Genomic DNA, 13,841 nt, shown 5'->3' on the forward strand with positions numbered 1-13,841 from the left:
AGTCGTCGTGGTCAGTCGGCGCGGACCTTCAGGCCCTTGGCCTTCAGGTCGGCGACAGTCGCGGCCTGCGCGTCCTTCACCGCCTGTACGAACGTTCCCTTGCCGGTGATCGCCCGCTGGAAGCCGTCGTTCAGGTGCTGGTACACGGCCGGCGTGGTGGGCAGCCATGCCCAGTCTTTGTCGATCGCCTTGTCGGCGGCGGCGAACACATCGTTGATCTTCTGCCCGCCAAAGAACGGGTAGGGCTTGTCCAGCGCGGATCCCTGCAGGGCGTCCTTCGCCGCGGGCCAGCCGTACCCGCCCTGGATCAGCAGGTCGATGCTCTTCGGGTCGGTGTTCAGCCACACCGCGAACTTCCCGGCCTCGGTCGGGTACTTCGCGCCCTTCAGCACGGCCGTCGACGAGCCGCCCCAGTTCGCGGACGCGAACTGCGCGCCCTCCCACTGCGGCATCGGCGCCACCGCCCACTTACCGGCCGTCTTCGGCGCGTTGCCGGACAGGATCGCGTCACCCCACTGGGCGCTCACCCAGCCGACGATCTCACCGTCCTGCAGATGCTTGTACCAGGCGTTCGCGAAGTCGGGTTCGGTCGCGACCAGTTTGTCGCGAACCAAGCCGTCCCAGTAGTTCGCGACCTTCTCCGTCTCCGGGGTATCGATGTTCACCACCCAGGTGTCGCCGTCGATCGAGAACCACTTGGCCCCGGCCTGCCAGGCGAGTGAGGTGAACCAGGCCGAGTTCCCCGGCGGGAAGGTGCCGATGTACGCCTTCGGATTCTGCTGCCGGATCGCCGCCGCGGCGGACTTGTAGTCGGCCCAGGTCTTCGGCGGGTTGATACCCCACTGCTTGAACAGGTCAGCCCGGTAGAAGAACCCCATCGGCCCGGAGGCCTGCGGTACGGCGTACACGCCGTCGCCGAACGCGACCTGGTGCCACTGCCAGTCGACGAACTTGCTCTGGCTGTCCTTGACGCCGTACTTCGACAGGTCGACCAGGCCGTCGTCGAGCAAGAACTCGGGGATGTTCTGGTACTCGACCTGCGCGAGGTCCGGCGCTCCCTTGCCGGCCTGCAGCGCGGCGTGCATCTTGGCGTAGCCGCCATTGCTGCCGGCTGGGATCTTCTCGAGCGTCACCTGGATGTCCGGGTTCTGTGAGTTCCACAGGGCCACGGCCTTGTCCACACCGGGCACCCACGACCAGAAGACGAGCTGCACCTTCTGCCCCGGGGTCCGCTGCGCCCCAGTGCCCGCGCTGCCCGGACTCGTCGACGCCCCGCACCCGGGGACGAGCGTTGCCGCCCCGAGCACTCCGAGTCCCTTGAGGAAAGTCCGCCGATCCGCTGTCAGACCCGTCATGGGTGAACTCCTGAGATCTGCCCGCCCGGCGAGGCCGGTCGGGTGAGTGGTGTGTTGCGGACGATCTTGCGGCGGCCGTTCGCAGGTGTCAATATTAATTCGTAAATTACGAGCAAATCGCTTGACCGGACAGCGCCGTCACGGTGAACTGATTGCCCTACTGGACTTGAGGAGGCGCACGTGCGGCTGGCTGGGCGGGTGATCGTGGTGACGGGAGCCGCGTCGGGGATCGGTGCGGCGTGTGCCGAACGGGCGCTGGCCGAGGGGGCGCAGGTCGTCCAGGTGGACATCCAGCCCTGCAAGGAGCTGCCGAGCAAGGCGATCAGCGTCGTTGGTGACGTCGCGTCACCGGACACCTGGGCGCAGGTCCGGTCCCGTGGCCGGGACGAACTCGGCCCGATCGACGGCCTGGTCAGCAACGCGGTCTTCCTCGAGGTCAAACCCGCGCACGAACTCTCCCCCGCGTCGTGGCAACGCCAGCTCGACGTCAACCTGACCGCGGCATTCCTTGGATTCCAAGCGCTGTACGACGACCTCGTGGCCGGCGCGGGCTCCGTCGTACTGGTGTCCTCGGTGCACGCGATCGCCGGGCTCCCCGGTCATCCGGCGTACGCCGCGACGAAGGGCGCACTGGTATCGCTCGGACGGCAGCTCGCGGTCGAGTACGGTCGGGACATCCGCGTGAACACCGTCCTGCCAGGTCCGGTCGTAACGGCGATGTGGGACCGGGTCGACGCCGAAGGCCGTGAGCGCAGCGCGCAGGCGACCGCGCTCAAGCGACTCGGTCAGCCCGACGAGGTGGCGCAGGCGGTGGCGTTCCTGCTCTCGTCGGAGGCGTCGTTCGTGACCGCGACCAGCCTGGTGGTCGACGGCGGCTGGTCGGCAGTGAAGGACTCGGCGTGAGGGAGAGCAGGGTGACGGGGATTCAACGCGGGCTGCACGGGCAGATCGTTGAGGAGATGGCGCAACGCATCCTGTCCGGAACGATCCCCGAGGGCGCGACGATCAGTGTCACCGAACTGCAGGCCGACCTCGGCGTCAGCCTCACCGCCGTACGCGAGGCCTTGAAGGTACTGACCGCGAAGGGGCTCGTCGACGCGCGGCAGAAGCGTGGCACGTTCGTCCGGCCGCGGTCGGACTGGAACCTGCTGGACGCCGACATGATCCGCTGGCACTTCAAGGACGCCGACGCCCGGCCCGAGTTGCTCGAGGAGCTGCACGAGGTACGCGGCATCGTGGAGCCGGCCGCTGCCCGGCTGGCCGCCGTACGTGGTGACGACTCGCACCTGGCTGCGCTGGACGAGGCGCTCGCGGCGATGGAGTCGGCGGGTGACGACCTGGCTGCGGTGGCCGCCGACCTGGCGTTCCACCGGGCGTTGCTCGCGGCAACGGGTAACGAGTTGCTGACCAAGATGGAAGTGATCATGGAAACCGGGCTCGCCGACCGCGACCGGCTGGTACACAAGGTGAAACCGTCCGGCGACCCGGTGCCGAGCCACCGGCGGGTCGTGGACGCCGTACGTGCACACGATCCGGAGGCCGCCGAGCTCGCGATGCGACAGCTGTTGGCGAAGGCCGCCGAGGACCTGACCGAGGTACGTGGCTCCAAGGGGCGCCGGTGAAGATCGAGCGGATCGAGACGTTCCTCGTTCCACCCCGCTGGTTGTTCTGCCGGATCGAGACGAGCGACGGCATCGTCGGGTGGGGCGAGCCGGTGGTCGAGGGTCGTGCCGAGGTGGTACGGGCGGCGATCGACGTACTCGCGGAATACCTGATCGGCCAGGACCCGCTGCAGATCGAACGGCACTGGCAGGTGCTGACGAAGGGCGGCTTCTACCGCGGCGGACCGGTGCTCAGCAGTGCGGTCGCCGGCTTGGACCACGCGCTGTGGGACATCGCCGGGAAGGTGTACGGCGCCCCTGTCGCGGCGCTGCTCGGCGGACGGGTGCGGGACCGGGTACGTGTGTACGCGTGGGTCGGCGGCGACGAGCCGTCGGCGATCGGCGAGGCCGTCGCGGAGCAGATCGAGGCCGGGATGACGGCCGTCAAGATGAACGCCAGCGGGCGGATCCAGGTCGCGCCGTCCGTTGCCGAGATCAACGACGTTGTCACGCGGCTGTCCGCGGCGCGTTCGGTTCTGGGCGACACCCGCGATGTCGCGATCGACCTGCACGGGCGGGTCGGCGTCGCCGGCGCGCGGCGCATCCTCCGGGCCGTCGAGGGGCTGCAGCCGATGTTCGTCGAGGAGCCGGTGCTGCCGGAGCAGATGGCCCACCTTCCCGAGGTCGTCGCGACGTCCACGGTCCCGGTGGCGCTGGGCGAAAGGCTGTACCACCGTTCCGATTTCCTGGCGCCGCTGAACGCGGGCGTTGCCGTCGTACAGCCCGACGTCTCGCACGCCGGCGGGATCTCCGAACTGCGGCGGATCGCCGTACTCGCCGACACCCACGGCGCTTTGCTTGCCCCGCACTGCCCACTCGGGCCGATCTCGCTCGCGGCCTCGTTGCAGGTGTCCTTCGCCACGCCGAACTTCCTGATCCAGGAACAGAGCCGAGGCATCCACTACAACGCCACGACCGATCTGACGTCGTACGTCGTGGACCCGGCACCCTTCACCTGGGTCGACGGCCACGCGGAGTGGAATCCCCTGCCAGGCTTGGGAATCACGGTCGATGAGCAAGCCGTACGTTCCGCCGATCGTACGGGGCACGCCTGGCGCAACCCGGTGTGGACCCACGACGACGGCTCGTTCGCAGAATGGTAACCGTCGACCTTGCTGATGGCGGACGCTGGACCTCGCTGAAACTCGCCGGCCGCGAGTGGTTGTGGGAGGGACCGGGCCTGATCGACGGACCCCGGACCGGCCTGACGGCCTTCGTCGACGCGGGCGGTGTCGACGAATGCTTCCCCACCGTCCGCGGTACCCCTGACCACGGCGGCCTCTGGAACCAGCGTTGGGGTCAGTCTGTGGCGTACGACGGCGCCGTCCTCTCGCGCGTGTTCTCCACCGGGGACGACACGATCACCGTCGACTACCACCTCTCAGGTGTCGCGGGCTACCAATTCGTGTGGGCTGCCCACGCACTACTCGACTGCTCCGTCGGAGCAACCATCTCCGCCCACCCGGGTACGCAGTGCCGCTTGTACCCCGAGGCAGCCGGCCTACTGCAGGACGTCTGGCCGCCCGGCGCTCCGTGGGTGGCCGATACCTGGCCGACCCCACTCGACCTGACGACCTACGGCCCCACGGACGGGACGGCGGTCGGTGCGGTTGTGGTGGACTGCCCAACGGTTTCCGTCCGCGACCGCGGTGCCGAGCTCACCATGACACTGAGTTGCCCGGAGCAACCGATCTCTACCGCGCTGTGGCGCAACCAAGGCGGCTTCCCCGCGGATTCGCCGTACCGGAGCCTCGGCGTCGAACCGATGCTCGGCAAGGTGTTCGACCTCGCCGAAGCCGGTCCGGGCGACACCGCCGTAGTACCGGCTAGCGGTGAACTGACCTGGCGGCTGACCCTCTCCGCCAGGCCGGTCTGATGTCACTAGCTCGATCACATAGGTTGGGGATCATGGATCTGCTTGCCGAACTCCGGAGCCGGAAACTGCTCGCGATCATCCGCGCCGACCGCGCGGACACCGCGCTCGACTGCGTCGAGACCCTCGTCGAAGCGGGTATCACCGCCCTCGAGATCTCGCTCACCACCCCCGGCGGCGTCGAGGCGATCGCGAAGGCGCGCTCGCTGTACGACCCGCACATCCTGATCGGCGCCGGTACCGTCGTCACCGCTGACCAGGCCTCTGCCGTCGCCGACGCCCGGGCAGACTTCACCGTCACCCCGGCCATCACCCGTGGCGCCCACCGCTCCGTCGAGCTCGGCCTCCCGCTGCTCTGCGGCGCGCTGACCCCGACCGAGGTGGTCGCCGCCCTGGACCTGGGCGCCACCGCGGCCAAGATCTTCCCCGCCAAGGTCTACGGCCCCAGCTACTTCTCCGAACTCCTCGCTCCGCTGCCCGACGCGCCTCTCGTCGCCGTCGGTGGAGTGGACGCCCAGTCCGCCCCCAAGTACCTGGCCGCCGGTGCCGTGGCCGTCGGCGTCGGCTCACCTCTCCTGGGCGACGCCGCGACCGGCGGTCCGTTGGCCGAGCTGGCCATCCGGGCCAGTACCTTCCGGACCGAACTCGACATCTGACGGAGCCCGCGCATGACAGATCTGCTCACGTTTGGCGAGACGATGGTCTCGGTGCGGACCGGGCGGCCGATGCGGCTGGGCGGAGACGCACACCTGTCGATCGCGGGCTCCGAGAGCAACGTGGCGATCGGGGTCGCGCGGCTCGGTCACGACGTCACCTGGTTGAGTGCCGTGGGCAACGACGAGCCCGGCCGGATGATCCAGCGCACCCTGCGCGCGGAGAACGTGCATACCCGGATCCGCTTCTCCGACGAGGCTTTCACCGGGTTCATCGCGTTCGACCAGCCGTCCCACGACATCACCCGGGTCAGCTACCACCGCCGCGGATCCGCCGCCTCGACCCTGACCCCGTCCGAGACCACTGCTGCCGTCGCCGAGCTGTCGCCGACGCTCCTCCACGTCACGGGCATCACCCCGGCGCTCTCCGACACGGCCCGAGCCGCGACACTGGCCGCCGTACGCACGACCACCGCCCAGGTGTCCCTGGACGTGAACTACCGAGCCCGCCTCTGGTCCCGCGCCGATGCCGCGGTCACCCTCCGCGAACTCCTCCCCCACGTGCATACCGTGTTCGCCTCCGACGACGAACTCGACCTCCTGACCGACGCCGAAGACCCCATCACCGACCTGCTGCGCGCCGTCCAAACCGTCGTCGTAACAGCCGGCGGCAAAGGCGCCTGGTCCCACACACGCGGGGCTGGTTCGAGCCTCGAGGTGCTCACCATCCATCGCCCCGCCCTTCCCGTGACGGTCGTCGACAGCATCGGCGCGGGCGACGCGTTCGTCTCGGGCTATCTCTCCGCCACTCTCGACAACCTCTCCCCCGAAGCGCGCCTCGACCGCGCCACCACCTCCGGCGCCTTCTGCGTCACCGCGTACGGCGACTGGGAATCCCTCCCCACCCGCGAAGACCTGACCCTCCTGACCCACACCCAGGGCACCGCCCTCCGCTGAGCCTCAGTAGGGCTCCGTGGGGAACAGGATCGGGCTGAGGAGGTAGCGACTGCGCTCGGGCGTCGCGTCGTTCGACAGCACCGGCAGGATCGCGGCGCGCAGCCCCTCGATCAGTTGATGCAGTTCGGCTTCGCTCAACCAGATGCCGTGCTGGCGATACCCGACCAGATCCCTGAGCGGGTCCGCGTCGTCCCCGTCCAAGTACGCGTTGAACTCCGCCACCAGCGCCGCCATCGCCGTCACGAACCCGCGCCGGTGGTCCTCGACCGTCAGCTCAGCCAGCTGTTCCGGCGTGATCGAGGCCCGTTCGGCCCGCAACCGGAAGCGTCGCTCGACCGCACCGCGCACCCGGCGTTCCTCGGCAATCTCGAGGATCCCGCCCTCGGTGAGCAGCTCGACGTGCCGGTACAGCGTCGCCTTCGACACGTCCGTGATGCGCGCGCCGAGCTCGGCCGTGGTCAGCTCGCGCCCGCCGCGCAACGCGTGCACGATCCGCAACCGCACCGGATGACCGAGCAACTCCAACGGACCCATGGCGCAACGATCTCACGCCGTGCTACCTTTCTCAAACAATGAGAAAGGTAAGCCGATGACTTGGACTCCCCCGCCGTACGCCGACCCGGCCACGTTCACCGAACACGACCTGACCCTCGACGCAGCCGGCCGGACGGTGCCCGGCACGCTCACGCTGCCCGCCCGGCCGACCGGCCACGGCGTCGTACTGCTCGCCGGCGCGGGCCCGTTCGACCGCGACGGCACCAGCGGCCCGAACAAACCGATCAAGGACCTGGCCTGGGGCCTGGCCACCAAGGGTGTCGCCGTACTGCGCTTCGACAAGTCGACCGCGAACCGCCCGGAGGCGATGACCGAACCCGGGTACACGATGACATCGGAGTACGTCCCACACTCGATCGCCGCGGTCCATGCCCTGAAGCAGCACGTGGACAACGTGTTTCTCGTCGGCCACAGCATGGGTGGAAAGGTCGCTCCGAAGATCGCCGCCGAGGAACCGCTCGTCGCCGGGGTCGTGATCATGGCGGGCGATACCCAGCCGATGCAGCACGCCGCCGTCCGGGTGATGCGCTACCTGGTGGAATTGGGACAGGTTCCGCCGGAAACGGTCGAGCTCTTCGAACGCCAGGCCGCTGTGGTCGACAGCCCCGAACTGTCCCCGAACACTCCGTCGACCGAGCTCCCGTTCGGCCTGCCGGCCTCGTTCTGGCTGGATCTGCGGGCGTACGACCCGGTCGCCACCGCGGCCAAACTCGACGTACCGATCCTTGTCCTGCAAGGCGGTCGCGACTACCAGGTCACCGTCGCCGACGATCTCCCCGGATGGCGCGAGGGCGTACCCGAGGCCACCATTAAGGTTCTGGACGCCGACAACCACTACTTCTTCCCCGGCACCGGCCCGTCCACGATGGCCGACTACCAGATCCCCGGCCACGTGGACCCGGCAGTCGTCACCACCATCATCGACTGGTTGCCCTAAGCAAGAAGAGCTGGGTCGGACTCGAGTTCGCGTTCGGGCTCGAGTGGGAGCACGATCTTGAAGACCGTACGACCCGGCTCGGACTCGACCCGCAGGTCGCCGTGGTGCTTCTTGACCACGATCCGCCAGGAGATGTCCAGGCCGAGGCCGGTGCCTTCGCCGATCGGTTTCGTGGTGAAGAACGGCTCGAAGATCCGCCGCCGGATCTCCTCCGGGATGCCCGGCCCAGTGTCGCCGATCTCCACCACCGCGTACGCCCCGTCGCGCCGGGTCCGGATCGTCAGCGTCCCGGAACCGCCCATCGCGCTGACCGCGTTGTCGATGATGTTCGTCCACACCTGGTTGAGCTCGGCCGCGTACGCCGGAATGGCCGGCAGCTCGGGATCGAAGTCCTTGACAACCTGGTACCCCTGGAGCTTGCCCGACATCATCACCAGCGTCGACTTCAGCAGCTCGCGCAGATCGATGGTCTGGTACGGCGCGCGGTCGATCTGCGAGTACTGCTTGGCAGCACCGACGAGCGTCGAGATCCGGGTCACCGAGTCGTCGATCTCGTTCATCAGGGACTCGGTGTCGATCGTGTACATCAACCACCGCACGGCACCTTCGAGGTACTTCGGGCCGACCGCCGTCAGCACCTCCTCCATCCACGGCACGTCGAGGCCGGCCTGGGCCAGCACCGGCGCGACGTCCCAGCTCGCCCGGACGTCGTGGTCGTCGAGCCAGTCCGTGAGCGCGTCCTCGCGGTCGGACAGCTCCATCGGCGGGATGTCCTTGTCCTTGTTCTTGTCCAGCCGCTCGACCGCGTCATCCTGCAACGCGACGATCTGGTGCAGCTTGGTCGCGTCGAGCGTCCCGTCGGCTAGCATCGCCAGCTTCGAACGCATCCCGGACACCCGCTGGCGCAGGGTCGCCGCGGCCCGGACCGCCGCCGCGGCCGGGTTGTTCAACTCGTGGGTCAGACCCGCGGACAGCGAGCCGAGCGCGAGCAGCCGTTCGCGCTCGCCGAGCGTCTCGTTGGTCCGGCGCATCCCCATCACGAAGCCCTCGATCAGGTGCACCGCCATCGGGAACCACGTGTTCATCATCGACGCCATCGTCTCCGCGCCGATGACGAAGAACTCCGACGGCTGCGTCACCTGCATCGTCGCCGTGTACGACTTGTGATCGTTCGCACCGAAGAACGCGTTGAACGCCCCGGAGTACACCCCGCGCTGGCCGGTGCGGTTGATCTCGACCAGCTCGCCGTGCGAGAGCTTGCAGAGCCGGATCTCGCCACTGAGCAGGACGTAGCAGCAGGTCGCCTCGTCCCCCTCGTTGAACACGGTCCCGTCGTGCACTTCCTCGACGTACCCCGCCTCGGAGAGCCACCGCAGCTGCTCCTCGTTGAGGCTCTCGAAGAGGAACAGCGTACGCAGCTCGTCGGGAGTCAGGCGTCGCGGCTCCACAGCTTGATCGGTCATCACAGCATCTCCAGGTATCGGTGCACCAGTGTCACGGCCATCGCCCCGTCACCGACCGCGGAGGCGACGCGCTTCACCGACTCGGCCCGTACGTCGCCGGCGGCGAACACGCCCGGCATGCTCGTCTCCAGGTGGTACGGCTCGCGGTCGAGCGGCCAGCCCGGCGGTCTGCCGTGCAGGTCGGGCCCGGTGAGTACGAAGCCCCGTTCGTCGCGGAGCAGGTCACCGGGCAGCCAGTCCGTCCGCGGCGCCGCGCCGATGAACACGAACATCCATTCCGCGTCCACCTCACGCTTCTCCCCGGTCTCGCTGTTCAGCAGGGTGAGATGTTCCAGGTGCTCCGAGCCCATACAGGAAACGACCTGCGTGCAGGTGTGCACCTCGATGTTGTCGATGCCATGGATCTGGTCGATCAGGTACGACGACATCGTCGCGGTGAGCGATGGTCCTCTTACCAGCATATGCACACGTTTGGCATGCCTGGAGAAATAGACCGCGGCCTGACCGGCGGAATTCGCCCCGCCGATGATGTAGACCTCGGCACCGGCGCAGGCCGGCCCCTCGGTGGTGGCCGAGCCGTAGTAGATCCCGCGGCCGCACAGGTCGTCGACACCTGGCGCCTGGAGCGTCCGGTACGAGACGCCGGTCGCGAGGATCACCGAGTGCGCCGAGATCTCGCTGCCGTCGGCGAACACCAGCCGCCGGGCGTTGCCGAGCGTCTCCAGCCCGACCACCTGGCGGGTGGTCAGCAGCTCGGCCCCGAACCGGACCGCCTGCCGCCGTGCGCGGTCCGTCAACTGCGCCCCGGACACTCCGTCCGGGAAGCCGAGGTAGTTCTCGATGCGGCTGGACTGGCCGGCCTGACCGCCGGTCGCCAACTGCTCGACCAGGACGGTCCGCAGGCCCTCGCTGGCGCCGTACACCGCCGCGCCGAGGCCGGCAGGCCCGCCACCGACGACGACCAGGTCGTAGAAGTCCTTGGCCGGTGCCGTGGTCAGGCCGACCTTCTGGGCCAGCTCCGCCTCGGACGGCGCAATCATGACGGTCGCATCGGGCGTGATCACGACCGGCAATGTCGTACCGTCCACGTCGGCCGCGTCGAGGAGACGCTTGGCTTCCTCGTCGTCGACGTTCAGCCAGCGGTACGGCACGGCGTTGCGGGCGAGGAAGTCGCGGGCTGCGAACGACGGCGCGGACCAACGGTGGCCGATCACCCGGGTCTCGTCGCCGGTCGACTCCGGCGTCGCCCTCCACAGGTCGAGCATCGCGTCGACCACCGGGTACAGCTTCTCCTCCGGTGGGTTCCACGGTTTGAGCAGGTAGTGGTCGAGGTCGACGACGTTGATCGCCTGGATCGCCGCATCGGTGTCGGCGTACGCGGTCAGCAGGACCCGCCGCGCGAGCGGAAACAGGTCCATCGCGGCCTCGAGGAACTCGATGCCGGACATCTGCGGCATCCGGTAGTCGGCCAGCAGCAGCGCGACGGGCTCGCCGCGAAGCTTCAGCTCCTTCAGCGCCTCGAGCGCCTGGGCCGGGCTCTCGGCCCGGACGATGCGGTTGTCCTCGCCGTACCGGCGGCGGAGGTCACGGGCTATCGACCGGGAAACGCCGGGATCGTCGTCCACGGTGAGGATCACCGCACGGGTCGTTGACGCTGTCATGCCTCCTTCATACCAGCGGATGCCTACAAACCGGCATCGGTAATCCACAGGGTCCGGCCCGGCTCACGGGGGCGGCGCGCGAGCCGGACCGACAACCATTTAGTAGAGACGTTCCATAACTAGCGGTCAATGCGTCGTGACGGCGGGAACCCGACGCTGTCGGGAACCGGCCTAAGGTTGCCGGGTGAGTGACATCGACTGGGGCAAGGGAACGTACGAAACGACGGCGGCGGACCTGCGACCCGCAGCCCGCGAACTGGTCGCGGCGGCCGCGATCCAACCCGGCGAGCACGTCGTCGACGTCGGGGCCGGAACCGGGAACGTCGCGCTGCTGGCCGCCGACCTCGGCGCCCGCGTGACCGCTGTCGAACCGGCCGCCCGGCTGCGCGAGGTGATCGCGGAAACCGCCGGCGCCCGCGACCTGACCGTCGTCGACGGCACCGCGGCAGACATCCCGCTCCCGGACGCTTCGGCCGATGCGGTCCTGTCCAACTTCGCCATCATCTTCGCGCCCGACCCCGCCGCGGCGGCGGCCGAGCTCGCCCGGGTCACCAAACCGGCGAGCCGGATCCTGCTCACCAGCTGGCTGCCGGGCGTGATGGGCAAACTCGTCGGCATCATCGCCGGCGCCGCACGCGAGGTCACCGGCGCCGACGGCCCGACCGGCACCATCGACTGGCACGACCCGAAGGCGCTGTCCACCCTCTTCTCCCGGCACGGTTACCAGGTCACTACGACAACGCTGGAGCTCACCGTCACCGCGGCCTCGCCGGAGGAGTACTGGGAGACCCGCTTCGCCAACCACCCGCTCGGGGTGACGACCTTCCCGCTCCTGGAACAAGCAGGCCGCCTCGACGACGTACGGGAGCGGTTCCTCAAGACCCTGACCGACAACTGGACCACGCCAAACGGCCAGGTGAACCTGCCGGCGCAGTACCTCCTCGCAACAGCCGTGCGCTGACCGGTAACCAGTGCGGGCCCGTGCTTGCGGGCCGGCCGTACATCAACGCCAGGTACTGCGATCCGCCGAGCTTCCTGGAACCGGCTCGAAGACCACGTCCTCGTCCGGAACCTGCTGACCGCTCTTGTCCACAAAACCCACATCCACAAGGCCCTTGGACCGCGTGTCCCGCCGCAGCACAGTTGGACCGTCCGCGCGCGGCACGTGCACGTCGCCCCATTGCTGCAACGCCGCCAGCACGATCTTGAGGTCCGCACCCGCAGGCGTCAGGTGGTACGACGACCGTGTCCGCTCGCCTTCCTCCCGGTACTCACGCTTCTCCAGCAGGCCGGCGTCGACCATGGTGGTCAGTCGGTTCGTCAGGATGTTCGGCGCGATCTTGAGGAAGCCACGGAAGTCAGCGAACCGCGTGGTGCCGAGATGCGCCTCACGCAGGATCATGAAGGTCCAGCGGTCGCTGACGAGCTCGAGCGCGCGAGCGATCGAGCAGTTCGGCATTGTCATCAGACCTCCTGGACCTTCTTCGCTGCCAGGGCCCCGGCGCCGGCAATCACGAGCAACGCCAGGCTAGCGATGACGATCGTCCCCAGGAGCAACGCCGTACCAAGACCAGACGCTGTCGCCACCAGACCGAGGGTCAGAGCGATCGCTCCCTGCAGCACGTACGCGACAAGGTAAACGGCCGCCACCGTGCCACCGCGGTGATGAGCAGGCGCGTGCGCTGTGATCAGCCCGAGGCCGCCCGAGAACAGCAGACCGTAGCTGATGCCGCCGAGCACGGTCGCGGTCATGAACAGCGGCAGCGAGTGCAGCTGGGCCGAGGTCTCAAGAACGGTCAGATCCACCAGCGTGGCCACCGCGCCGACCAGAACCAACCGGCCGGGCTGGAAGCGCCGTCCGGCAATCGCCGTGACGCCGATCGTGATCGACATGATCGCGAGCACAAGACCGATGACGAAGACGTTCGCGGTCCCGATCAGCTGATGGGCGATCTGCGCGCCCAGCGCGAGAAAGACCGAGCCGAACGCGTAGGCGGTCGTCACAGCGAGGGCCGACGCGACGTACAGCGCCCGGATACTCCTGGGTACGGAGATCGGCCGCGGCCGCCACGCCCCGCGGCTCTCGTCCTTGGTGTGGCGCGGGAGCCGCCAGACGAATCCGAAGACGACCGCGGCCACGGCCAGCAGTACCCAGAAGTCCAGGTGCAGCGGCTGGGGCGCGTACTCGATCAGACCTCCGCCGACGATCGTCGCCAGTGCGAGGCCGGCCGCGGTCGCAGCTGTGGTCACGGACGAGGCACGCGCCGCCTTGCCGACCGGGCTGAACTCGACGACCGCGGCCGTCGCCGGAGTCAGCGCGAGCCCGACACCGGCGCCCATCAGCGCACGCCCGGCGTACACCCACGCGACCGACGGCGCGATCGCGAAGAGCAGAACACCGGCAAGCAGCGCGCCGACGCCGTACAGCATCGTCGCCCGTCGTCCGATGTAGTCGGACAGCTGGCCGAAGACCAACAGAAACGCGACCAGCACAACTGGGTAGACGGCGAAGATCGCGGTAGTCGCAGTAGGAGTCAAGTGCCAGGCCGCGGCGTAGAGCGGGTACGTCGTGGTCGGGGCTGCGCTGGTCCACAGGCTCAGCCCAGCTACGGAGGCGGCCGTCCAGAAGCTTGCTCGCCGATTGAGAGTGCGCGGTGCCGTTGTCAGTTCGAGAGTGCTGGTGGTCACGCCAGGTTCCTTCCAGAGCTGAATTGCACGATGAAACC

The 13,841-nt window shown here is 68.5% G+C and carries 14 protein-coding genes; 8 read left to right on the forward strand and 6 right to left on the reverse strand.

Translation table 11 applies throughout. From position 1 onward, the window contains the following. Positions 1 to 11: 11 nt before the first annotated feature. Positions 12 to 1,355 carry an ABC transporter substrate-binding protein gene (locus ACZ5BU_RS01150; protein ID WP_465694584.1) on the reverse strand — a complete coding sequence of 448 codons (1,344 nt, stop codon included), beginning with the start codon at positions 1,353 to 1,355 and terminating at the stop codon, positions 12 to 14. A gap of 180 nt (positions 1,356 to 1,535) precedes the next feature. Between ACZ5BU_RS01150 and ACZ5BU_RS01155 the strand changes: the two genes are divergently transcribed. From ACZ5BU_RS01155 to ACZ5BU_RS01180, 6 genes are read left to right on the forward strand one after another with little or no spacing between them, the layout of a single operon-like run. Further along, a complete protein-coding gene (locus ACZ5BU_RS01155; RefSeq protein WP_465694585.1) occupies positions 1,536 to 2,258 on the forward strand; it encodes an SDR family NAD(P)-dependent oxidoreductase in 723 nt (240 codons plus the stop codon). 11 nt (positions 2,259 to 2,269) lie between these two features. Beyond that, the gene (locus ACZ5BU_RS01160; protein WP_465694586.1) at positions 2,270 to 2,977 is read left to right on the forward strand and encodes a FadR/GntR family transcriptional regulator; all 708 of its coding nucleotides are present in this window, start codon (positions 2,270 to 2,272) and stop codon (positions 2,975 to 2,977) included. Further along, positions 2,974 to 4,119, forward strand: a complete 1,146-nt coding sequence (gene dgoD / locus ACZ5BU_RS01165) for a galactonate dehydratase (protein WP_465694588.1) — start codon at positions 2,974 to 2,976, stop codon at positions 4,117 to 4,119. Before ACZ5BU_RS01160 ends, dgoD begins: the two co-directional genes overlap by 4 nt. Then, positions 4,113 to 4,892 (forward strand): hypothetical protein, encoded by a 780-nt coding sequence (locus ACZ5BU_RS01170; protein WP_465694589.1) that lies wholly within the window; start codon positions 4,113 to 4,115, stop codon positions 4,890 to 4,892. Before dgoD ends, ACZ5BU_RS01170 begins: the two co-directional genes overlap by 7 nt. 32 nt (positions 4,893 to 4,924) lie before the next feature. Beyond that, positions 4,925 to 5,545, forward strand: coding sequence for a bifunctional 4-hydroxy-2-oxoglutarate aldolase/2-dehydro-3-deoxy-phosphogluconate aldolase (locus ACZ5BU_RS01175; RefSeq protein WP_465694591.1), 621 nt, complete (start codon positions 4,925 to 4,927; stop codon positions 5,543 to 5,545). A gap of 12 nt (positions 5,546 to 5,557) precedes the next feature. Further along, the gene (locus ACZ5BU_RS01180) at positions 5,558 to 6,499 is read left to right on the forward strand and encodes a sugar kinase (RefSeq protein ID WP_465694592.1); all 942 of its coding nucleotides are present in this window, start codon (positions 5,558 to 5,560) and stop codon (positions 6,497 to 6,499) included. Between the two features lie 3 nt (positions 6,500 to 6,502). On the opposite strand, the gene ACZ5BU_RS01185 is transcribed toward ACZ5BU_RS01180, so the two are convergent. Beyond that, positions 6,503 to 7,033 (reverse strand): helix-turn-helix domain-containing protein, encoded by a 531-nt coding sequence (locus ACZ5BU_RS01185; RefSeq protein ID WP_465694593.1) that lies wholly within the window; start codon positions 7,031 to 7,033, stop codon positions 6,503 to 6,505. A gap of 55 nt (positions 7,034 to 7,088) precedes the next feature. Between ACZ5BU_RS01185 and ACZ5BU_RS01190 the strand changes: the two genes are divergently transcribed. Continuing rightward, positions 7,089 to 7,991 (forward strand): alpha/beta hydrolase family protein, encoded by a 903-nt coding sequence (locus tag ACZ5BU_RS01190; RefSeq protein WP_465694595.1) that lies wholly within the window; start codon positions 7,089 to 7,091, stop codon positions 7,989 to 7,991. On the opposite strand, the gene ACZ5BU_RS01195 is transcribed toward ACZ5BU_RS01190, so the two are convergent. Further along, positions 7,988 to 9,454 carry an ATP-binding protein gene (locus ACZ5BU_RS01195; protein WP_465694596.1) on the reverse strand — a complete coding sequence of 489 codons (1,467 nt, stop codon included), beginning with the start codon at positions 9,452 to 9,454 and terminating at the stop codon, positions 7,988 to 7,990. The two genes, ACZ5BU_RS01190 and ACZ5BU_RS01195, sit on opposite strands and share 4 nt — an antisense overlap. Next, on the reverse strand, positions 9,454 to 11,115 hold the full coding sequence (locus ACZ5BU_RS01200; protein ID WP_465694597.1) for an FAD-dependent oxidoreductase: 1,662 nt from the start codon (positions 11,113 to 11,115) through the stop codon (positions 9,454 to 9,456). Before ACZ5BU_RS01200 ends, ACZ5BU_RS01195 begins: the two co-directional genes overlap by 1 nt. 184 nt (positions 11,116 to 11,299) lie before the next feature. Here ACZ5BU_RS01200 and ACZ5BU_RS01205 point away from each other — a divergent pair, with 184 nt between their 5' ends. Next, on the forward strand, positions 11,300 to 12,076 hold the full coding sequence (locus ACZ5BU_RS01205; protein WP_465694598.1) for a class I SAM-dependent methyltransferase: 777 nt from the start codon (positions 11,300 to 11,302) through the stop codon (positions 12,074 to 12,076). A gap of 42 nt (positions 12,077 to 12,118) precedes the next feature. On the opposite strand, the gene ACZ5BU_RS01210 is transcribed toward ACZ5BU_RS01205, so the two are convergent. Together ACZ5BU_RS01210 and ACZ5BU_RS01215 are read right to left on the reverse strand one after the other, a co-directional pair. Then, positions 12,119 to 12,580, reverse strand: coding sequence for a winged helix-turn-helix transcriptional regulator (locus ACZ5BU_RS01210; RefSeq protein WP_465694600.1), 462 nt, complete (start codon positions 12,578 to 12,580; stop codon positions 12,119 to 12,121). Further along, the gene (locus tag ACZ5BU_RS01215) at positions 12,580 to 13,803 is read right to left on the reverse strand and encodes an MFS transporter (protein ID WP_465694601.1); all 1,224 of its coding nucleotides are present in this window, start codon (positions 13,801 to 13,803) and stop codon (positions 12,580 to 12,582) included. Before ACZ5BU_RS01215 ends, ACZ5BU_RS01210 begins: the two co-directional genes overlap by 1 nt. Positions 13,804 to 13,841: the final 38 nt, after the last annotated feature.

The sequence above is a fragment of the Kribbella sp. NPDC031520 genome (assembly GCF_055580825.1).